The organism is Paenibacillus sp. J31P13 (assembly GCF_056269295.1).
In genome coordinates this window covers 150,830-171,139 of the sequence record NZ_JBWDNR010000007.1, presented here as the reverse complement: position 1 = coordinate 171,139, position 20,310 = coordinate 150,830, and the positions used below count along the sequence as shown (strand labels likewise).

17 protein-coding genes and 1 other annotated feature are annotated in these 20,310 nt (G+C 43.2%); of the genes, 13 read left to right on the top strand and 4 right to left on the bottom strand.

Annotated elements, in window-relative coordinates:
• The first annotated feature begins 46 nt into the window (after positions 1-46).
• Positions 47-309, top strand: a binding site (T-box leader).
• A gap of 41 nt (positions 310-350) precedes the next feature.
• Positions 351-2,000 carry a methionine--tRNA ligase gene (metG, locus tag AC0YOD_RS21845; protein WP_475801454.1) on the top strand — a complete coding sequence of 550 codons (1,650 nt, stop codon included), beginning with the start codon at positions 351-353 and terminating at the stop codon, positions 1,998-2,000.
• A gap of 135 nt (positions 2,001-2,135) precedes the next feature.
• On the opposite strand, the gene AC0YOD_RS21840 is transcribed toward metG, so the two are convergent.
• Both AC0YOD_RS21840 and AC0YOD_RS21835 read right to left on the bottom strand, forming a co-directional pair.
• Positions 2,136-3,329 (bottom strand): MFS transporter, encoded by a 1,194-nt coding sequence (locus AC0YOD_RS21840; RefSeq protein ID WP_475801453.1) that lies wholly within the window; start codon positions 3,327-3,329, stop codon positions 2,136-2,138.
• 183 nt (positions 3,330-3,512) lie between these two features.
• Positions 3,513-4,112, bottom strand: a complete 600-nt coding sequence (locus AC0YOD_RS21835) for a TetR/AcrR family transcriptional regulator (RefSeq protein ID WP_475801452.1) — start codon at positions 4,110-4,112, stop codon at positions 3,513-3,515.
• 308 nt (positions 4,113-4,420) lie between these two features.
• Here AC0YOD_RS21835 and AC0YOD_RS21830 point away from each other — a divergent pair, with 308 nt between their 5' ends.
• Genes AC0YOD_RS21830 through AC0YOD_RS21820 form a run of 3 tightly spaced genes read left to right on the top strand, consistent with a single transcriptional unit; the run spans position 4,421 to position 6,899 of the window.
• Positions 4,421-5,464: a multicopper oxidase domain-containing protein gene (locus AC0YOD_RS21830; protein ID WP_475801451.1), complete on the top strand. Its 1,044-nt coding sequence runs from the start codon at positions 4,421-4,423 to the stop codon at positions 5,462-5,464.
• A gap of 18 nt (positions 5,465-5,482) precedes the next feature.
• Complete coding sequence (locus tag AC0YOD_RS21825; protein ID WP_475801450.1) at positions 5,483-6,682, top strand: ZIP family metal transporter; 1,200 nt, start codon at positions 5,483-5,485, stop codon at positions 6,680-6,682.
• A gap of 31 nt (positions 6,683-6,713) precedes the next feature.
• Positions 6,714-6,899: a twin-arginine translocase TatA/TatE family subunit gene (locus tag AC0YOD_RS21820; protein WP_475801449.1), complete on the top strand. Its 186-nt coding sequence runs from the start codon at positions 6,714-6,716 to the stop codon at positions 6,897-6,899.
• 54 nt (positions 6,900-6,953) lie between these two features.
• On the opposite strand, the gene AC0YOD_RS21815 is transcribed toward AC0YOD_RS21820, so the two are convergent.
• Entirely contained in the window at positions 6,954-9,149 is a 2,196-nt protein-coding gene (locus AC0YOD_RS21815) for a heavy metal translocating P-type ATPase (RefSeq protein ID WP_475801448.1), read from the bottom strand.
• Positions 9,150-9,355: 206 nt separating this feature from the next.
• Here AC0YOD_RS21815 and AC0YOD_RS21810 point away from each other — a divergent pair, with 206 nt between their 5' ends.
• From AC0YOD_RS21810 to spoVAE, 9 genes are all read left to right on the top strand, one after another.
• The gene (locus AC0YOD_RS21810; protein ID WP_475801447.1) at positions 9,356-11,161 is read left to right on the top strand and encodes a sensor histidine kinase; all 1,806 of its coding nucleotides are present in this window, start codon (positions 9,356-9,358) and stop codon (positions 11,159-11,161) included.
• Complete coding sequence (locus tag AC0YOD_RS21805) at positions 11,139-11,900, top strand: response regulator transcription factor (RefSeq protein ID WP_475801446.1); 762 nt, start codon at positions 11,139-11,141, stop codon at positions 11,898-11,900. The genes AC0YOD_RS21810 and AC0YOD_RS21805 overlap by 23 nt, the downstream gene beginning before the upstream one ends.
• Positions 11,901-12,005: 105 nt before the next feature.
• Positions 12,006-13,322, top strand: a complete 1,317-nt coding sequence (locus AC0YOD_RS21800; RefSeq protein ID WP_475801445.1) for an ABC transporter substrate-binding protein — start codon at positions 12,006-12,008, stop codon at positions 13,320-13,322.
• A 79-nt stretch (positions 13,323-13,401) separates the two neighbouring features.
• Positions 13,402-14,286 carry a carbohydrate ABC transporter permease gene (locus AC0YOD_RS21795; protein ID WP_475801444.1) on the top strand — a complete coding sequence of 295 codons (885 nt, stop codon included), beginning with the start codon at positions 13,402-13,404 and terminating at the stop codon, positions 14,284-14,286.
• 15 nt (positions 14,287-14,301) lie between these two features.
• Positions 14,302-15,129: a carbohydrate ABC transporter permease gene (locus AC0YOD_RS21790; protein WP_475801443.1), complete on the top strand. Its 828-nt coding sequence runs from the start codon at positions 14,302-14,304 to the stop codon at positions 15,127-15,129.
• A gap of 29 nt (positions 15,130-15,158) precedes the next feature.
• Positions 15,159-17,399, top strand: a complete 2,241-nt coding sequence (locus AC0YOD_RS21785) for an FAD-dependent oxidoreductase (RefSeq protein ID WP_475801442.1) — start codon at positions 15,159-15,161, stop codon at positions 17,397-17,399.
• A gap of 290 nt (positions 17,400-17,689) precedes the next feature.
• Positions 17,690-18,169 carry a stage V sporulation protein AC gene (spoVAC, locus tag AC0YOD_RS21780; protein ID WP_475801441.1) on the top strand — a complete coding sequence of 160 codons (480 nt, stop codon included), beginning with the start codon at positions 17,690-17,692 and terminating at the stop codon, positions 18,167-18,169.
• A gap of 5 nt (positions 18,170-18,174) precedes the next feature.
• The gene (gene spoVAD, locus AC0YOD_RS21775) at positions 18,175-19,194 is read left to right on the top strand and encodes a stage V sporulation protein AD (protein ID WP_475801440.1); all 1,020 of its coding nucleotides are present in this window, start codon (positions 18,175-18,177) and stop codon (positions 19,192-19,194) included.
• Positions 19,191-19,541 (top strand): stage V sporulation protein AE, encoded by a 351-nt coding sequence (gene spoVAE / locus AC0YOD_RS21770; protein ID WP_475801439.1) that lies wholly within the window; start codon positions 19,191-19,193, stop codon positions 19,539-19,541. The genes spoVAD and spoVAE overlap by 4 nt, the downstream gene beginning before the upstream one ends.
• 87 nt (positions 19,542-19,628) lie before the next feature.
• On the opposite strand, the gene AC0YOD_RS21765 is transcribed toward spoVAE, so the two are convergent.
• Complete coding sequence (locus tag AC0YOD_RS21765; RefSeq protein WP_475801438.1) at positions 19,629-20,114, bottom strand: hypothetical protein; 486 nt, start codon at positions 20,112-20,114, stop codon at positions 19,629-19,631.
• Between the last annotated feature and the right edge of the window lie 196 nt (positions 20,115-20,310).

The window sequence follows — 20,310 nt, the reverse complement described above, 5'->3', positions numbered from 1 at the left end:
ACTTTGTATATAGTGTTCAGTAATATATCCAATAACTTGAATATTTAGAAAAGCTAAGAAGAGAAAGAGTACCGCGGTAAAGTCTTTTTACAGAGAGCTCCGGCAGCTGAAAAGGAGTAAAGAATAACCGTGGGAATATGGTCTCAGAGCTGCGCATCGAAACCTCATGAGGTTGTAGGCTGCGCCGGAACCCGCATCCGTTAACGTGCTAGGGTATAAACGCTAAGCAGCGTCGTACCCGAAGAGGTCAATGCCGTAAGGCATTAATGAATTTGGGTGGTAACACGTGAGATAACTCTCGTCCCTTTTGGGATGAGGGTTTTTTGTTGTCTAAAAAAGGAGGAAAAAAGATGGCGAACATTTTTATCGGGGGTGCTTGGCCGTATGCTAACGGCTCCTTGCATCTAGGTCGGTTGGCAAGCTTGCTGCCTGGGGATGTACTGGCAAGATATTTTCGTGCAAAAGGAGAAAAAGTATTATACGTTTCTGGAAGTGATTGTCATGGAACTCCAGTAGCTGTTCAAGCAGCCCAAGAAGGTATAACGCCGGGGGATTTCGCAGATCGATATCATCAGGAGTTTGTAGATTGCTTTAATCAATTAGGATTTTCTTACGACTTATACACTCGCACAGACCAGCCCTTTCATCATGAGGTGGTGCAAGAAATTTTTTTAAAGCTTCTAGAAAACGGACATTTGTATAAAAAAACAATCCTGCAAACCTATTGCGAGGTAGATCAACGGTTTTTACCAGACCGATATGTAGAAGGCAACTGTCCCAAATGCGGAAAGCGTGCAAGAGGGGATCAGTGCGATTATTGCTCCACCTTGTTGGACCCGTCCGATTTGTTGGACAGAAGCTGTAAGCTATGCGGAACTACGCCAGTTGAACGACCAACGGAGCATTATTACCTTGCTTTATCGAAATTTCAAAAAGAATTGGAACAGTTCGCAGCTAAAGCTTCGGGGTGGAGAGAAAATGCCGTTAATTTGACCAGTCGATATTTAAAAGAAGGGCTTCAAGATCGTGCGGCTACAAGGGATTTAACGTGGGGGATTGATGTGCCTATAAATGGATTTGAAGATAAGAAAATCTACGTATGGATTGAAGCAGTATGCGGATATTTATCAGCAAGTAAGCAGTGGGCAGCAGAAACAGGGAATAAATGGGGGATATTTTGGTCGGAGGATCAAGCTAATATAACTGCTTATTATGTTCATGGTAAAGATAACGTACCGTTTCATACATTGATTTGGCCAGGGATTCTTCTGGGAGTAGGCGATCTTCACCTGCCCGATAAAGTAATAGCTTGCGAATATATGACACTAGAGGGACAAAAGTTCTCGACGAGTCGGAACTGGGCAGTCTGGGTTCCTGATATCATTAGTCGGTACGATCCAGATTCTATACGGTATTTTCTGATAGCTAATGGTCCAGAGAAGCGGGATACTGACTTTTCATGGAGAGAGTTCATCTATAGCCATAATGGGGAGTTGCTTGGCGCATATGGGAACTTCGTAAATCGTACTTTGGCATTTATAGTGAAGTCATTTGACAGTAAAGTACCCCATGGAGAGCTTTCGGTGGAATGGGAGGACCATATTGAAGCATTATATATAAAGTCAGGCAAGCTCATAGAGTCAGGAAATATGAAGGAGGCAATTGAGCTTATCTTTTCTTATATAAGGCAGGCTAATAAATATTTTGATGAACAAAAACCTTGGATTACTGTGAAAGAAGATAGAAGTGCTTGCGGTCAGACGTTGTATACATGCGTGCAGATCATTGCTAATGCAGCAAATTTATTAAATCCGTTTATTCCGTTTTCATGTGAAAAGATAAGAGGGTTCTTGTCGCTTGAACAACCGCAATGGCATCCGTCTTACGTTGGTGCGGAACAAGAAATCTGTAATCTGGCTTTATTATTTGAACGATTGGATATCAGTCGGATTGAGGAAGAAACAGCCTTGCTTGAGAAGAAATTGAATCGGAATGGATAATCATTTCCATCCCGATTCAGCGGATGATGATCAATAGAAGTCCCGATAAGAAAATCCTATCGGGACTTCGCATTTGAGATGTATAAGAATTAGGGCTTTAATGAATGATTCTCAAAAAGGAGCATCTTCATCATTTTAGGAAGAAATTTGCACGACTCGTCTTGCTCTTCTTGATAACAGGTAACATAAAACTAAAATGAAGAATGCTGCGATATACGGGAAGTTGATATTGATATCGAAGAGAAAGCCTGCAACGATAGGTCCGGCGATATTCCCAAGACTGGTGTATGCCGAGTTTAAGCCCGCTACATATCCTTGCTGGTCTTGGGCCATCTTGGACATCTGCGTACCGATTGCCGGACGTAAAATGTCAATCGCCAAGAACACGATAAAGGTTACTACAAAAATCATCCAATATTTATTGACAAAGATGGTCATTAATACGAAAATCCCGGCGATGATCAAGCAATAGGAAATGACCTTTTTCTCACCGAAGCGATTCAATAACCAACCGAATAGGGTTACTTGCACAACCGCCCCGGCAATGGAACCAAATGTAATGATATAAGCAATATCTCTAGGTGTGAATTGGAACTTATGATCGACGAAGAGACTAAATACCGTCTCATAGTTAGCTAAACCAAATGATGCGACAAACACAATGATCAAGCTCAAAAAGTAAGGCTCACGATAGGAATGCAGAAGCTGTGTAACCAGACTTTGCTTTTTGACTGGAGTAGCATTGGATATTATCGGTGTTTCTGATTTGGTTGACTCAGGCAGAATGAAAATGGTAATAAGTGCAGCAATAGCACCTGCGACTGCCGCTGCAAAGAAAGGAACTCGTATGCCGTATTCAGCAATAAATCCGCCAATTCCTGGACCAATTATAAAACCGGTTGTGATGGCGGCATTAATATAACCCATACCGGTGGCTCTCTCTTCGTTACTGGTAACGTCTGCTGTGTAAGCCATGATAGAAGGCATAATGAAAGCAGCACCGATTCCTCCAAGCAAGCGAGAAGCGAAGAGAAGGATAGGAGCAGAGGCTACTCCAAAAAGCAGCTCTGAGACGGCAAAGATGATCATACCGATAACAATCATCTTTTTCCGCCCAATGGTATCACTTAGCCTGCCCGCGATTGGAGAGAAAATAAGCTGTGTTAATGAAAAAGCAGCAACGAGCAAGCCGACAAGACTGCCAGTAATATGAAGCTCATTCATATACGTTGGCATGATAGGGATGATAAGCCCAATACCGGTAAAAACTAAAAAGATGTTGAGCATGAGCAGCAGAATTGCGCCCCTGTTACGAAGTAATAATGACATGATGTAAGCTCCTTCAAGTGAGTGTAGCAAAATAATAGGGATAGACGAGTAAAGGGCGAAGATAGCAGTACTCGGAAAAGATTTACAGATATATACTGAATGTTCGTTCTATAAAATGGGAACGACTATCGGAGCTTGCAATAACTGCTTCTGAATGAGAAGCAGTTTAATCGCCGCTACTCATCAATCGGAGCTTTTTGCAATTCCGTGAAGAAATATTTTGATCGCTAAATTATAGGTTTGAAGGATATCTTCCGGCTTTGATTTTCGAGTCATTTGGCTGAGTCCAATAATTAAGCTTTCAAGTACAACAGCTAGACCTTCCGCATTATCTTGCCTGAATTCTCCGTTATCAATACCTTCTTGCATTAGTTTTTGATTGAATGTAAGATGCCTAATTACCATCTCGCCAATTCGATCTTGAACATCTGTTGTTTTTTCTTCATTATTAAAGAACTCATCGGCTGCTTTAGTGAGCGGATGACTTAAATCATCAAGAACCATTTGTTCAGCTATGCCGTAAAGTTTCTCTGTTGTTGTTTTGTACATGGATTCTCTTTCCATCCAGTTCATTTCCCACTCACGGTCCCATTCATCAATTAAATAAAGAAAAAGTCCTTCTTTACTTTTAAAATGATAATAAATGTTTCCTTTACTGCTTCCTGTGGCATCTACTATATCTTCAATGGAGGTTGCCTTGTACCCCTTTTGAACAAACAACGCTCTTGCGGCATCGGCAACTCTTTTTTTGGTTGATTCGCTTTGTAATTGCTTTTTGTTCATTTGCATCACTCCGATTCTATGGTCAAGCATGAAGCTAATCATCGCAAAATAATACTGAACGTTCGTTCTGTATGATATCACAGGCAAAGGTGTTTTTCAAGAACAGGATTTCGTCATGGATATGAAATCAAGATAGACATGCCATCGTAAAAAACACTTTACAAAGAGCCTACGGTATCATATATTTTATTCAAGTCAAAAAGTTTCCTTCGGTAAACTTTTTGTCCCTAAGGAAAATAAAAATTTTTTATTAATTATTTTGCATAAGGGCAAAATATTTCCCTTATTAACAAGGGGGTGTGTGACAAATGGCAATTGATCCTAATCGTCCATTTTCAAGGAGAAGCATTCTTAAATTTGGAGCAGCAGGCATTTTAGGTGTGATCGGAAGTAGTTTTATCAATCCAAGCACGCTATTCGGCAAGTCTACACAAACAATGGGTAAGGACGACACGCATCATACATTAATGGATCAAATGAAACATGGAATGGCACATGGGTACGACCCGGGAACGGAGTCTACTACTGGACTGGAAGCAGCAGTGAAAGCTTTGACCACATTCGACTACGGTGTTATCAGTACAGCTTCGGATGGAAGAACTGTTAGAGATTACGATATACAAGTATGGGATGCTGAGGTGGAGATCGCGAAGGGAATTAAATTTCCAGGCTGGACGTTTAACGGTACGATCCCCGGTCCGACATTACGCTGCACAGAAGGAGATATCATACGCATTAAGTTCGGGAACGGCTCGTCGCATCCTCACTCTATTCATTTCCATGGCATACACCCTACGAATATGGATGGACTTGAGCCTGTTCTAACGGGGGAAGAATTTATCTATGAGTTCGAAGCGAGGCCAGCAGGGCTTCAACCTTATCACTGTCATGTGCCGCCGCTTACGAGACATATTCATAAGGGCTTGTATGGCCACGTCATCATTGATCCAAAGAAACCAAGAAAACCGGCAAAAGAGTTCAGTATGATTATGAATGGCTTTGATTTGGATTTAGATGGTGAGAATGAGATTTATACCGTTAACGGTTACGCATTTGCTTATCAATCAAGGCCTATCAAGGTGAAAACAGGAGAAATGATTCGTATCTACTTAAGCAATTTTACAGAATTTGACCCCATTAACTCCTTTCATTTGCATGCTAACTTCTTCCACTACTACCCTACTGGAGCTGATCCTGACGCAAGACCGCAATATACAGATACCATTATGCAATGCCAAGGCGAAAGGGGCATTATCGAGGTATCATTTCCGAGTCCCGGAAAATATATGTTCCACGCTCACCAAAGTGAGTTTACGGAGCTTGGATGGATGGGATTCTTTGAGGTCGAGTAGCGAGAGGAGGCGTATGATGTGGAGACCGAAAAATGGAATGGAAATACGAATAAAACAGTTCTTTGGTTATTAGGCGCATTACCGCTTCTACTACTGGCAGGTTTGATTTTTTTTATCTCAACATGGGGAACTGGTGTAAAAGAACAGCAGGCTGCTCCAATTGAAGTTCTCAATTTCGAACGTATCCTTTTGACGGATGATGGATTTGAGGTTCATATTCTTAATTCTGGACCTAAGGAATTAACCGTAGCACAAGTACTAGTTGATGATTCTTTCTGGAACGCTTCCTATTCGACTAGTTCAACCCTTGAACGATTTGGAACTTCTACGATCTATATCCCTTATCCTTGGGTGGAGGGGGATCCTCATGAAATTAAGCTTATTACTTCAAACGGATTAATTTTTATCGGTGATGTAGCCGCTGCTATGAAAACACCTACCGCAGATACCAATCGCTTTTTGCAATATTCGTTAATCGGCTTTTATGTGGGTGTGGTTCCGGTTGGTCTGGGGCTGCTCTGGTATCCCTTCATGCGGCGTTTCTCTTCAAGAGGCATTCAAGCTGTCATGGCATTTACAGTGGGGCTTTTATTCTTCCTTACGGTTGATACCATTCAAGAGGGGTTAGAACTAGGAGCGGAAGCACCGGGTGTGTTTCAAGGCACTGGCCTGGTATGGTTCGGAGCGTTATTAAGCTTCTTATTCCTGCTTGCTGTCGATCAGACGAAATCGAAAAAGACTGTAAAAGGTGAGAATGATGGTAAGAGAGTTTCCTTCAAAATAGCCGGAGGAATAGGCCTTCATAATCTAGGTGAGGGTTTGGCAATTGGTGCTGCTTTCGCTGCGGGCGAAGCTGCATTAGGTTCATTTCTTATTATTGGCTTTACCCTTCATAACATAACGGAAGGGATTGGTATTGCTGCGCCGCTTTTAAAATCCAGGCCGACGTTTAAAACTTTTTTGGCTTTAGCCCTTTTGGGTGGAGCTCCAGCGATTATTGGCACATGGATCGGTGGATTCGTATTTAATCAAACCTTGGCGGCATTATTTTTCGGCATTGGAGCCGGTGCCATTGTTCAAGTTATTTATGTTATTTTCAAAATGATTGCTAGAGATGCGAAGGTTGCAGGAACCCCATCGGTTTCGTGGCTTAACCTCTCTAGTCTAACGCTTGGAATACTGCTGATGTATGTAACAGCTTTGCTAGTGAATTTCTAAAGTTAGGCAGGAATGGGGAGATGAGATGCCGATGAATATAGGTATAACGGGTATTATTTTAATTGTTATTTTAGGCTTGCTGCTATTCGGACCATCCAAGTTGCCTCAATTGGGGAGAGCGATCGGTGCAACGTTGGCAGAGTTTAGAAAAGGAGCAAAAGGGCTAATGGAGACGGATGAGAAAGCAGAGAAAACAAAAGAAAACAACCTTGAATAAGGATAAGCAGTAAAAAGCCGATAGAAGCAATCTATCGGCTTTTTTGCTATTCAACTATTGTGAATGCAATCCTTTTTTTCTGCTGATCAATATCGTCAAACTAACCAGCGTAACAAATATGGTAGCTCCCATATCGGAGAGAATGGCAATCCATAGGGTGAGCCATCCGGGAATAGTCAGCAACAATGCGATCAGCTTGAGTCCAAGTGACACGCTAATATTGAAACGAATAATACGATTTACTTTTTTGGCGATGGAGACAGCCTCCGGCAGCTTGCCTAAATGATCCTGCATCAAGACGATATCGGCTGTCTCAATGGCGCTGTCGGTTCCTTTGCCCATCGCAATGCCAAGCCCAGCAGAGGCAAGAGCGGGCGCATCATTAATGCCGTCACCGATCATTGCTACATGATGATCAAGGGAAAGCTCTTTAATTCTTTTTACTTTATCCTCAGGAAGCAGATTTCCGTAAAATTGAGAAACGCCAACAGCTGAAGCGACTCTCTCTGCTGTTTTCTGATGATCGCCTGTCAGCATGACCGTACGTTTTATACCCAGCTTGTGCAAGGCTGCAATAACGGCCCGGCTTTCTTCACGAATTTCATCTGCAATTCCGAACATACCGAGAACATGATGTTGGTCTGCAACGATTACAAGAGTAAGCCCTTCCTCTTTTAACGCATCAATACGACTTTGAATAGGAGCCGGAATGTTAAGATGCTGAATGCTTTTTTCATTACCAAGCCAGTAAGCTTCACCATGAATCAATGCTTTCATCCCGCTGCCTGTCACGGTTTGAATTTCATCCGGCTGTGGGACACTTAAGTTTCTTTTATCTACTTCTTTCATAATGGCTCTCGCGAGCGGGTGAGAAGAGGATTTCTCAATAGCTCCTGCAATGATGAAGAAGCGTTCCTCATCATAGATTTCAAGCTGAGCCACATGAGGCTCGCCTTTCGTTAATGTTCCTGTTTTGTCAAAAGCAAGCGTATCGGTTCTCCCAAGCTGCTCTAGAAACACCCCGCCCTTGACTAGTACACCGTTTCTTGCGTTTCTTGTGATACCGGATACGATTGCAATGGGTGAAGATAGGATGAGAGCGCAGGGACATCCCACAATTAATACGGCCAACCCTTGATAAAGCCATGTCATCCAATCGCCTTGGAAGAGCAAAGGGGGGACAAGCATAACAAGAGCAGCAACGATCATAATCAGCGGTGTATAATACTTAGCAAATTTATTAATAAATAATTCAGTTGGTGTTTTCGTTTCTTGCGCTTCCTGAACGAGATGAAGGATTTTAGCTAAGGATGAATCCTGATAGGCTTTATCTATTCGTACAAACAGAAGTCCTTCGTTGTTGATGCTTCCGCCATATACCGGCTCTCCAGCTGATTTCTCAACGGGGAGTGATTCACCTGTAATAGCGGCTTCATTGACAGAGCTTTTTCCTTCGGAGACAACGCCATCTGAAGGGATTTTTTCACCGGGCTTTATTTTCACTAAATCACCGATTTGAAGGGAAGAGATGGGAACAATTGATTCCCTGCCGTTCTCTACTTTCACTGCTTCCTTAGGGGCTACTTGAAGCAATGCCTCCATGGAACGGCGAGCCTTCTCCATGCCATAACCTTCAAGCAGCTCATTCACTCCAAAAAGAACAGCAACGAGTGTAGCTTCCCTCCACTCGCCAAGCGAGATTGCGCCTGCTAGCGCAATAGTCATTAATGTATCGATATTAAACTTTAATTTGATTAAATTTTTCAAGCCTCGAAAGAATGTTGTATAACCGCTAATAATAGTAGCAGCTAAATAAAGGAGTATCGTAGCTTGCTTGTCGAGCACACCATCTAACAGCAGGGCTGCGACATAGATGACCCCGGATGCCAGCAGCAGGGTTAACATCTTCGAGCTGCTGCCGCCATGACTGTGATCATGTCCGTCATGGTCATCATGGCTATGTCCCTCGTGATCATGAGCATTATGCTTATGAGTGTGAGTGTGCTCATGACCATGCTTATGATTATGATGGGCGTGGTCTGTATTTTCTGCTAAGCTCTTTTCGATATAGGCGTGGTCAGATTTCAATATTTTGTTAACCGCAGTCATGGAAATTTTAGGATTAACGGTTAGCTTTCCTGAGTTATAGCTGAGCTTAGCGTCCTCGCCATGCTCTAATTGTTTAATTTCTTCCTCCATTCGCTGGGCGCAGCCACCGCATGAAAGACCTTTTATGCGATATTCATTCATAAAACAGCCTTCTTCCATTTCGTTATATGAACACTTGCTCATATGATATGCAATCTTTCCAATTATGTCAAACAATTTGCCTATGTCATGACGAAGGAGATTTATCCGCTCTATTTTCAGGCTTGCTCCTAGGAGCTATTCGCGTTATGTTGAGAGGTATGTCAAATCGATTTTTAAAAAGATGAGAGCACTTGGGGGTATATCGCGTGAACAAATGGATTAGAGGCTTAACTCCAGAAACGTTCAAAAACAGAATATTGATGGCTTTTTTGCTATTAGTGTTAGCTCCATTCGTTTTATTAGTCATCTATAATTTCAGTGAAACGGAAAGAGTTCTGCAGGAGGAAGCCTCCGCCAAAAACCAGGATCAGCTTCTTGATATCGAGAAGTCTTTCCTAGATGTACTCGGACTAGTAATGAAGACAGGTCTGTTATTAGAGCAGGATGCCACTATTCGCTCGGTTATGAAAAATCCGGAGCAACAAGATCCGTTAAGACGGAAGGAGCTGGTGGAGAACAAGTTCGCAAGCATTGAGAACAGCTTCTTCCTAACTGGCGCAACTGTGTATTATACGCTGGTAGATAAACATGGCTACGCTTATACCTCCTTTGCTCCTCGTGAGCCACTGAATTACTCCTCGATTACCAACGAAGCATGGGTAAAGAAGCTTTCCTCCAATGAAGGGGAACGCTACATTTGGAATGCAAGCGATACCAATTATGTAAGTACTGTTATTAAACCCAATCAGAATATGCTTAGTCTCTATCAGATGCTCCGCGATGAGAATCTCAAAGAGTATGCGTATGCCCGTATCAGCATCGATTACGAGCAATGGTTCAACAAGGTGATGAGAGATAGGCAGCGCGAAGGCATTTATTATTTATTAGATCATACAGGAAGATCAATGGTGCAATCTGATGCCGATGAAGCGATTGATCCTGTGATTTTATCAGCTATGCTCGACGTCAAAGAGCCCTCTGCATCAGCTTCAATTGTTAGTCAAGACGAGAAGGTATTATATACCTTCAGCCGTATTGCCCAGTTAAATGGGTTTATCGTGAAAAAGGTGCCCTTGTCACTGCTGTTTGAAGAAGTGGAAACGTTGAAAAAACGCTTTTTTATCATTTTTGGACTGATTACGCTCGTATTTGTCATGATGACCTATTTTATCTCTTCAACGATTACCGTCCCTCTAAAAACGCTGCAGCGGAAGATGGAAATATCGGTCAAGACTAACCTCAAGGTAAAACTGCCAGAGCAAGGGCGTGGTGAAATTCTTGCACTCACTCGAAGCTTCAATACAATGATTGACGATATAAATGGTTTAATGGAACGTCTTCAATTAGAGGAACGGCAGAGGCAGGTCGTCCGCTTTCAGGTTCTCTTATCTCAGATGAACCCGCATTTTCTCCTGAATACGCTTAATGTTATTAAAAGCATTGCGCTCGAGAAGGATGAGGATGATATTTATGAAATCTGTGTTTCGTTAGGGAAAATATTAGAAACGACATTGAATGTAGAGGTTGATCTTATCTTGTTGAAGGATGAGATTGCGCTTATAGATTCCTATATGCGCATACAAAGCGCGCGCTTCGGCGGTCATATTACAGTCAGCTATGAGGTAAGTGATGAGCTGAAATATGCGCTGATTCCAAAATTCTGTCTTCAGCCGCTGGTAGAGAATGCGATTATACATGGCTTTGGCCAGACACGGAGTGACGGCCGTATTGAAATCAAAGCGGAGGCAAAACATGATCTTCTGTATCTTGAAGTGGCGGACAATGGGGTAGGTGTAGAACGCGCCAAAGAGAAGAAGGTATTCCGTAAGCGGAAAAGCATCGGTGTTCAAAATATCCGAGAAAGCTTGGAGCTGCTCTTCAAAAATCAGAGTACGGGCTTGTCTCTTGCATCATCCGATGAGGGAACCAGGGTCATGATGCATCTCCCGCTATTGTTATCGAAACCCTATTTAAAGGAGGCTGACGGTGATGTGGACCGTATTGATCGTTGATGATGAACAGCATGCAAGAGCAAGTCTCAGCAAGCTGATGAGCAAAGCTAATCTTCCCTTTGACATTGTAGCGACTGCTAATGACGGCGAGGAAGCGTTGCAGATGATTCGAGAATTACAGCCAGACGTGGTCATTTCCGATATTGATATGCCTGTGATGGACGGAGTAGAGCTGCTGAAGTCTGTGCGGAAAGAAGGGCTTGATTGCCGGTTTGTCATGCTCACCTGTATGAATGAATTTGAGTATGCGAGGCAGTCGCTGGAGTTCGGGGCGTCCAGCTATTTACTTAAGCTTTCGATGGATGTGAGCGGATTGAAGCAGGCGCTGGAGAAGGTAGCCCTAGAACTAGAGCAGCGCGAACAATTAAGAAAGGCAGCCAAGTGGTTTCCGAAGAAAAATATGTCTGAGCCGACTGATCATCCTGAAATGAATAAAATTATTAGGCATATTGAGGAGCATTACTCGGAGGAAATTACACTAAAGCGTGTAGCTGAGCTCATCTCTATGGATGCAAGCTATGTGAGTGATTTGTTTAAGAAAAAAACGAGTCAAACATTTATTCACTATGTACAGAACCGCCGAGTTGAGGCAGCAAAGATGCTGCTCGTGGAAACTAGCCAATCGGTGGGTGAGATTGCGAGGCAAGTAGGATTCGAGAATGACAACTATTTTATTAAAATATTTAAACGATGGTGCGGCATGACGCCAAGCGAATATCGCAAAGAGCAAAATAAATGATCCAAAAAATGTATCATTAATCGCCAAATAACGTTCCTTACCCCGCCTAATGCCCGGTGATAAGATTTAACTAAGCAATTAAACAAGTTTCTAGGGGGCAAATAAATGAAAAGAAACAGACTGTTGATGAGTGCACTTTCTCTTATTCTTGTCATGGTTCTGATCGCTGGATGCGGTGGGAACAACAATAATAATGCTTCAGAAACGCCAACAGACGGCAACGGCACATCAACTAAGAAGATTAAGCTTACGTTATGGGGCGGCGTACCTGCTGAAGCGGGACCTCAAGCGGTTGTTGATGAATGGAATGCGAAGAATCCAAACGTACAAGTGGAATATGTACGGTTCGTTAATGACGATGCAGGCAACTTAAAGCTGGATACCGCTTTGATTGCTGGGCAAGACGCAGATATTTATATGAACTACACCCTCTCTCGTCTTCAAAAGAGAATAGACGCTGGTGTAGCCGTAGATATGAGCGCAAAGACGGATTATAACATTGATGAACAAATGGGTCCTGATGCTAAGCAATGGATGATTAATGATAAATATTACGGCATGCCTACAAAGAAAAACATGGCATTCATCTGGTTGAACAAAGATATGCTTGATGCTGCGGGTCTGCCTATTCCTTCACTAGATTGGACATGGTCCGACGTACAGGAATATGCAGCGAAATTGAAACAACCTAATGTATGGGGCCTCCTCCAGCATGAGGCTGCATTTACTGCTCAATTCGACGGCACAATTGGCGGAGACGGGTATGTGAAAGCAGACGGCACATCCAACTTCGATAATGCTTACTGGAAGCAGGGGTTTGAAATCCTGCACAACATGATGTTCAAGGATAAATCGACTCCGGAATATGGTGAGCAGCTGACCAGCAAGATGCCGGTTGATACGATGTTCCTAAAAGGCGAGACAGCAATGCTGACAGCTGGCGAATTTATTTTCCGTAATGCGAACAATCTAGTCGATTTCCCGCATGATTTCAAAATTGCTTTTGCTCCAATTCCGCGTATCTCCAAGGATCAAACAAACTTCAAATATCCAGGCGGATTGGGCGACGTGCTTTCCGTTAATGCGAAATCCAAAAATCAAGAAGCGGCTTGGGAGTTTGTGAAATGGTATGCTGATGGCGGAATGCTGCCTATGGCTCCAGGTGGACGAATTCCATCATCCAAGAGTGTAGACAGCACGGAAGCCATCGATTTGCTCCTAAAAGGATATGAAGAAAACTATGATCGGGATTCACTAAATAAAGTGGTATTCGGTCAATTTGAATCATTCCAGCTTAACGTGCCTCAGCAAGTTATCGATGCGCGCAAAGAAGAATATGAGAAGTATTTTCTTAACAAGCAAGATATCGACACGACGTTGAAAAACATGGCAGAGCGGCACAACCAATTCATCAAGAAATAAGCTGCGCAAAGAGAGTAAGAAGGAGCGGCCTAGTCCTTCTTACTTTTTTTTATCGGTGAACTAAGAAAGGCGGGTTGTTATGAATAAAACAAGCTGGCTGCGCAAGCAAAGCTGGTTGGGGTATGTGTTTATTCTTCCGAATATGCTGGGAGTATTGTTATTTTTCGTCGTGCCTGCATTGTTCTCTTTTGGACTGATTTTTACCGATTATCAATTCTCGAATCCCAATGTTTCGTTCACGGGCATGGACAATATTAAGCGAATGTTCCAGGATGAACAGTTTTATAACGCCATAAAGAATACGGCAATATTCCTTCTTTCCGTTCCAGTATCGCTTGGACTGGCCTTTGTCGTCGCCCTCGTTCTGAATAAGAATGTTTATTTGAAAGGGCTGCTGCGGGGGATGTTTTTTCTCCCTTACATTTCTAGCGGGGTAGCTGTTGCATTTGTTTGGATGCTGTTGTTTCAACCCTCTCAAGGACCGATCAATGAAATTCTCCGCTGGATAGGCATTGTATCGCCGCCAGGCTGGTTCGCAGATACCGAAACTGCGATGTATGCGATCGACATCATACAGATATGGTTCTTGTTAGGCTACAACATGATTATTTATCTTGCTGCCCTTCAAGAAGTATCGCCGGAGCTGCTGGAAGCAGCAAAGATAGACGGAGCAAAGAGCAGGACCATAACGTGGCGTATTGTATGGCCGCTTGTTAGTCCGACTACATTTATGCTGCTCATTACGGGCTTAATCATGACGATGAAATCATTCTCCTTAATTCAAGCGATCACACAAGGCGGCCCTAGCGGCAGTACGACGATTTTGTCGCTATACATTTACAAAACAGCCTTCAGCTATTATGAGATGGGTTATGCCTCGGCGATTTCATGGTTCTTATTTGCCATCATTATGGGGATAACCGTCATTCAATGGATCAGTCAGAAGCGCTGGGTCCACTATTAGAAAGGGGAGTTTTCAATGAACAATCTAGCCAGCTCTGTTAAAACCAAGATGCCGTTAACTGTACTCATGCTCGTTTGCGGCGTGTTCATGATACTTCCGTTTCTATGGATGGTCAGCACGTCCCTGCAGAGTCCAAGCGAAGTATTTACGAGATGGCTGCCCTCTAAGCTTGATTGGAGAAGCCATGAACGGATTTGGACAGGTAACTATAACTTCATTACCTATTATTTGAACTCTCTTAAAATCTCCATTATCAGCACAGCCGGAGCAGTGTTTCTGTCCGCTTTCGCTGCATACGGTTTTGCAAGGATAGAGTTTAGAGGCAGGAATGCAATGTTCCTCGTCTACTTGTCCATGATGATGATACCGCCACAGGTTATTTTCGTTCCTAAGTTTATCATGTTTAACTGGATGCATATTTACAACACTCATTGGGCGCTTATACTGCCGGGCTTGTTCTCGATTTTTGGCGTGTTTATGCTAAGGCAATTTTTTATGAGCATTCCGAAGGAAATTACAGAATCTGCTTTTATAGATGGTGCCGGTCATTTTCGTATTTTCTTTAAGCTTGTTCTGCCTTTAGCAAAGCCAGCACTAGCTACCTTTACGATTATCGATTTCTCGTGGCATTGGAATGACTTTGAGAATGCGCTCGTATTTTTATCCAGCCCGAATTTGTATACGATTCCACTTGGCTTGCAAAATTTCATATTGGAAAATAACGTCGATTACAATGGCATGATGGCTGCTGCAACCGCTGCGATCATCCCTATGATCCTGATCTTTATAATAGGTCAAAAATATATTATTCAGGGCATATCCGGCTCGGCAGTTAAGGGCTGACCACTCATACAGAATAGGAGCGTGATGACATGCGATCTGAGAACATCAAGACAGAAGTAACCGTCATTGGAGGCGGGCTAGCTGGCGTTTGCGCTGCCATTGCTGCGGCAAGACTGGGACAGACCGTATCCTTGGTTCAGAACCGGACTGTGTTGGGCGGAAACTCCAGCAGCGAGGTGCGCGTTTGGGTATGCGGGGCTACAGGGCATGGTGTGAATCGTTATGCCAGAGAAACGGGTATTATGGGTGAATTGTTCGTAGAGAATCAGTATCGCAATCCTGATGGCAATCCTTATCTTTGGGATCTAATCCTATTAGAAGCCGTTAAAGCGGAGGAAAATATTGAGCTATTCCTCAATACGGATGTTCATGAGGTTGAGGCAACAGGTTCAGAGGAGGATCGTCAAATTCATTCCGTGACAGGTTGGATGATGGGATCTGAACGCAAAATTCGCTTTGAGAGCAAAATGTTTCTTGATTGTACCGGGGACGGTTTGGTAGGTTTTCTAGCAGGGGCAAAGTATCGAATTGGCCGTGAAGCGCAGTATGAATTCAAGGAGGATTGGGCTCCTGAGGTTGCGGATGACATTACACTCGGTAGCACGATTTTATTTTATACAAAGGATGCAGGCCATCCAGTCAAATATATCCCGCCGAGCTTCGCCAAAGATATCTCCCAAACCTCCATACCGGTACGTCGGGTGATGCGAAGCGGAGATTCGGGCTGTCATTACTGGTGGATTGAATGGGGCGGAGAGCTGGATACCGTTCATGAGAATGAGAGAATACGTGATGAGCTATGGTCCGTTATTTATGGAATCTGGGATTATATTAAGAACTCAGGAAAGTTTGAAGCGGATAATATGACTTTGGAATGGGTAGGTTCTCTTCCTGGCAAACGGGAATACAGGAGATTTGTCGGTGATTATATTCTCAATCAGAATGATATCGTAGCGCAAGAGCAATTCGAGGATCGTGTAGCATTCGGAGGCTGGTCCATCGATTTGCATCCGCCCAAAGGAATGTACGCGGAAGAGAGCGGCTCCAAGCACTTCCACGCAGACGGCACGTATCACATTCCATTCCGTTCGCTATATTCGTGCAATGTTAATAATTTATTATTCGCAGGCAGAAATGTTAGTGCGACGCATGTTGCTTTTGGCACGACTAGAGTAATGGCAACTTGTGCGGTAATGGGAGAAGCGGCGGGAACGGGTGCTGCGCTCGCTGCTAGGAAGGGAATTACGCCAAGAGAGCTAGGTCAGTCTCATCTTGCGGAGCTGCAGCAAACACTGCTTAGACAAGATGCGTCCGTTATTGGTATTCGAAATGAAGATGCCGGAGATTTAGGGAGAATAGCGAAAGCGTCTGCATCAAGTACGATGAGAAACGTGCATATAGATGATGCGTGTGAGGGTTATTCTTTGCTTAACCCGGTGGGTATAACGTTCCCAGTCACAGTGGAGCTGAATAAGCTTTCTCTGCTTGTTGATGCTTTGGCGAATACAGAAATGACGATTGAAATTCATTCTACCGGAAAGAAAGAAAACTATATTCCAATGGGACTTATCTCCAAGCACACAATGAAAGTAACGCAGGGAACGAAGCAGTGGGTTGATTTTGCGCTTGATTATCGGACGGAAGAAACGATGAACTTATTTGTTGTGATTCAGTCGAACCCAGAGCTGCAATTGTATACGTCCGACACACCGCTTTACGGGGTGTTGTGCTTCGAGAACAAGATCGATTCATCGGCTGATTTCTCCAGCTTCACGGATACGCAGCAGACCATGGCTTGGCAAATGAAAGCTCTAAACAGAACACCTTTCTGCTTCAAAGTATTCCCTGAGACTGCAGCATATGAAGCGCTATCTGCTATTGATGGTTACACCAGACCTTATGCCGGCCCTCATACATGGGTTTCTAATCGAATGGAGAGTAATAAGCCAGAGTGGCTTTCTTTAGAGTGGGATTCCTCCGTGTGCCTGACAGACATCCATATTACCTTCAATGATGATGTGAATGAGGATCTCATAAATTTGCATCACCATCGGACACCATTTGAAGTTATTCCTGAGCTGGTGAAGGATTATCGGATTGAGGCTTTTGTTGATGAGCAGTGGAAGGTACTGCTGCATGAGACGGACAATAGGAAACGTAAACGGACTCATCAGCTGGAGCCTACCCGTACAAATAAGATACGTGTTGTAATTGAAGCTACTAATGGATGCCCTTATGCAGAAATCGTTGAAATACGGGCTTATGAGTAAAGTAAATGCTAAATAGATAAGTGGGAGAAAAACAGCCGTGCAGAAAATCTGCATGGCTGTTTTTCTGTTTAAGACTTAATGTTCCATCAAATGGTTAGTAATATGCGTCTGCAATGATTTCCGCTTATACAACTAGCAACCAATTAACCAAAAACATCCCTATTGAGGGAAACGATTGTCCGGTTTATCCCATCCATTTTGACACATAATCTTCATGTGCTGTTGTAGAAAACGACAAAATTCTCAGCGTTCACGTTTTCTGCCTATTACGGTCAAGGAGGTACTTACACATGGCAAATAAGAAAAATGAGCTCACCCCGGCTCAGCAGGAATATCAGGAGCTGGCAAAGAAGCGGGAGCCTTCGAGAAGCGTAGGGAAAAACTGTGTTCGAGCCTTTATATCTGGAGGTGCGATTTGTTTCCTTGGTCAGATCATTCAAGAGATGTTTGTTCATTGGGCAGGCTTTGCAGAGAAAAAGGCTAGCGATCCCACGGTTGCGGTATTAATCATCATTTCTGTTATTCTAACCAGTTTGGGTGTGTATGATAAAATCGCGCAATGGGCTGGAGCAGGCACCGCAGTACCCGTTACGGGGTTTGCCAATTCGATGGCTTCTGCTGCACTAGAGCATCGAAGTGAAGGCTTTGTTCTTGGAGTTGGCGGTAAAATGTTTGAAATTGCGGGTCCGGTTATAGTTTTTGGTACGGTTGCGGCATTTTTTGTAGGTATTTTTCACTGGATATTTAATCCTGCTGCAGTGGGAGGGTAACGCATATGCTGAAGGGTCATCAAAGCTGGGTTTTTGAGAATCGGCCAACTATTCTTGGAGCCGCAAGCGTTGTCGGTCCTTTTGAAGGACAAGGCCCGCTTGCGAAGGATTTTGATGTAATTCACGATGATTTACGAATGGGAGAAGATAGCTGGGAGAAATCAGAAAGAGCTTTGCTCGAGGAAGCGACCAAGCTAGCCATTGAGAATGCAGGATTGACGAATGAAGAAATTAACTTTTATCTCGGCGGTGATTTGATGAATCAGATCATCAGCACGAGCTTTGCTGCAAGAACCTTGGCGATTCCTTATATCGGTATGTTTGGAGCCTGTTCCACCTCTATGGAAAGCTTAGCATTAGCAGCCAATCTTGTTAATTCGGGCTCAGCCAAATATGCGTTATCAAGTGCTTCCAGCCATAACTCATCTGTAGAGAAGCAATTTCGTTATCCGACGGAGTATGGGTCGCAGAAACCGCCTACTGCTCAGTTTACAGTAACGGGGGCTGGAGCCAGTGTAGTATCCCGTAATGGTGAAGGGCCATATGTCACTTCAGCGACAATCGGCCGTGTAATTGACATGGGCTTAACCGACCCTTTCAATATGGGAGCAGCGATGGCGCCTGCCGCAGTAGATACCATTCAAGCGCACTTCCGTGATTTGAAAATACAGCCTGGACATTATGACATGATTGTAACTGGAGATCTTTCCAAAATTGGCTATCAAATTGCTTGCGATTTATTTAAAAAACATAATATCCCGATGCAACAGACCGAATATAAGGATTGCGGGATGATGATTTACAACTATGAAGAACAGACGGTTCAGTCAGGCGCAAGCGGCTGCGGATGTTCTGCTGTTGTTACTTATGGGCATTTGTTGAAAAAAGTTAAAAATAAAGAGCTGAATCGGATTTTAGTCGTCGCGACTGGCGCCTTACTATCACCCCTGTCTTTTCAACAAGGAGAAACGATTCCCTGCATCGCGCATGCAGTATCGATCGAAAGCGGAGGGAAGCAAGCATGATTTTTTTGTGGGCTTTTGTTATCGGCGGAGCGATTTGTTTATTCGGACAAATTTGTTTTGATGTATTTAAGCTCGATCCTGCGCATACTATGGTTCTGTTGGTTGTAGCGGGAGCCATCGCAGATGGTGTGGGTCTTTATGAGCCATTAGTTGAATTTGCCGGTGCAGGTGCATCGGTTCCCATTACAAGCTTCGGTAACGCGCTTGTTCACGGGGCTTTGACGGAATTGAAAAAGGATGGCGGAATCGGCATTATTACAGGCATATTTAAAGTAACCAGCGCAGGTATTTCCGCTGCGATTATTTTCTCCTTCCTGGCTTCGCTTATAGTTAAGCCGAAGGGTTGATACGAAGAGTACCCAGAGACTGAACAGCATTTCTTATAGTGTACATTCTCTGGGTTTTCTAATAAGGGAAAGTAAAAGCTTATTACATTAAGTCTTCACAGGAATTTGATATAACTGTATGGCTTGATTTAATGAAAGGTCTATCTCCTTTATTTTCATAAAGGCAGGCTCTAGTGACTCCAACACATTATCAATAAATACATCAATATGAAAGCTCAACGTGGTCCCTAGCTGTCTGCCTAGTGGTGTTTCAGGCGGAAGTGCAAATGGACATATTTGTATTTTATTCCCTCCTCTGGCACTGTCCCTAATAAACCACGATATAAACTCTAATGCATCCAATCCCTCTATAGATTTATCAATAGAAAATTGAAACTGGATTAACACCTCATTTTCAAGCCCGCCATTTGTTCGATATAGTGCGGCATGAGGTAAATGTGCAAATTGTGATCGTTTTAAAAGCTCATTATCTATGGGTTCTAGATTTTCTACGCTGCTTTCTATTTCGTTAATTCCTGTTATTCGCATTACCGTAGCAAGAAAACGGCTAATGTCTTTAGGGTAATCGCTCATTTGAGATCTCCTTTTAATTGTAATCAATTATCCTTTTATTAAGATCGGTTTAACATGCTTTTTCTGATTTTTAAAAATCTCCAATTTATTTATTTCATCCTCATCATGTCTCTATAGATCCATTCATTATGGTTTTTATCCATACAAAAGCATTCTTTATGCATGAATCAGTTTTCGACATTTTACAACACTATTC

Bases quoted from the DNA above. Each gene is read 5' to 3' on its own strand.
- metG (WP_475801454.1), top strand. From the start codon at position 351: ATGGCGAACATTTTTATCGGGGGTGCTTGGCCGTATGCTAACGGCTCC.
- AC0YOD_RS21840 (WP_475801453.1), bottom strand. From the start codon at position 3,329: ATGTCATTATTACTTCGTAACAGGGGCGCAATTCTGCTGCTCATGCTC.
- AC0YOD_RS21835 (WP_475801452.1), bottom strand. From the start codon at position 4,112: ATGAACAAAAAGCAATTACAAAGCGAATCAACCAAAAAAAGAGTTGCC.
- AC0YOD_RS21830 (WP_475801451.1), top strand. From the start codon at position 4,421: ATGGCAATTGATCCTAATCGTCCATTTTCAAGGAGAAGCATTCTTAAA.
- AC0YOD_RS21820 (WP_475801449.1), top strand. From the start codon at position 6,714: ATGAATATAGGTATAACGGGTATTATTTTAATTGTTATTTTAGGCTTG.
- AC0YOD_RS21815 (WP_475801448.1), bottom strand. From the start codon at position 9,149: ATGAATGAATATCGCATAAAAGGTCTTTCATGCGGTGGCTGCGCCCAG.
- AC0YOD_RS21805 (WP_475801446.1), top strand. From the start codon at position 11,139: ATGTGGACCGTATTGATCGTTGATGATGAACAGCATGCAAGAGCAAGT.
- AC0YOD_RS21800 (WP_475801445.1), top strand. From the start codon at position 12,006: ATGAAAAGAAACAGACTGTTGATGAGTGCACTTTCTCTTATTCTTGTC.
- AC0YOD_RS21795 (WP_475801444.1), top strand. From the start codon at position 13,402: ATGAATAAAACAAGCTGGCTGCGCAAGCAAAGCTGGTTGGGGTATGTG.
- AC0YOD_RS21790 (WP_475801443.1), top strand. From the start codon at position 14,302: ATGAACAATCTAGCCAGCTCTGTTAAAACCAAGATGCCGTTAACTGTA.
- AC0YOD_RS21785 (WP_475801442.1), top strand. From the start codon at position 15,159: ATGCGATCTGAGAACATCAAGACAGAAGTAACCGTCATTGGAGGCGGG.
- spoVAC (WP_475801441.1), top strand. From the start codon at position 17,690: ATGGCAAATAAGAAAAATGAGCTCACCCCGGCTCAGCAGGAATATCAG.
- spoVAD (WP_475801440.1), top strand. From the start codon at position 18,175: ATGCTGAAGGGTCATCAAAGCTGGGTTTTTGAGAATCGGCCAACTATT.
- spoVAE (WP_475801439.1), top strand. From the start codon at position 19,191: ATGATTTTTTTGTGGGCTTTTGTTATCGGCGGAGCGATTTGTTTATTC.
- AC0YOD_RS21765 (WP_475801438.1), bottom strand. From the start codon at position 20,114: ATGAGCGATTACCCTAAAGACATTAGCCGTTTTCTTGCTACGGTAATG.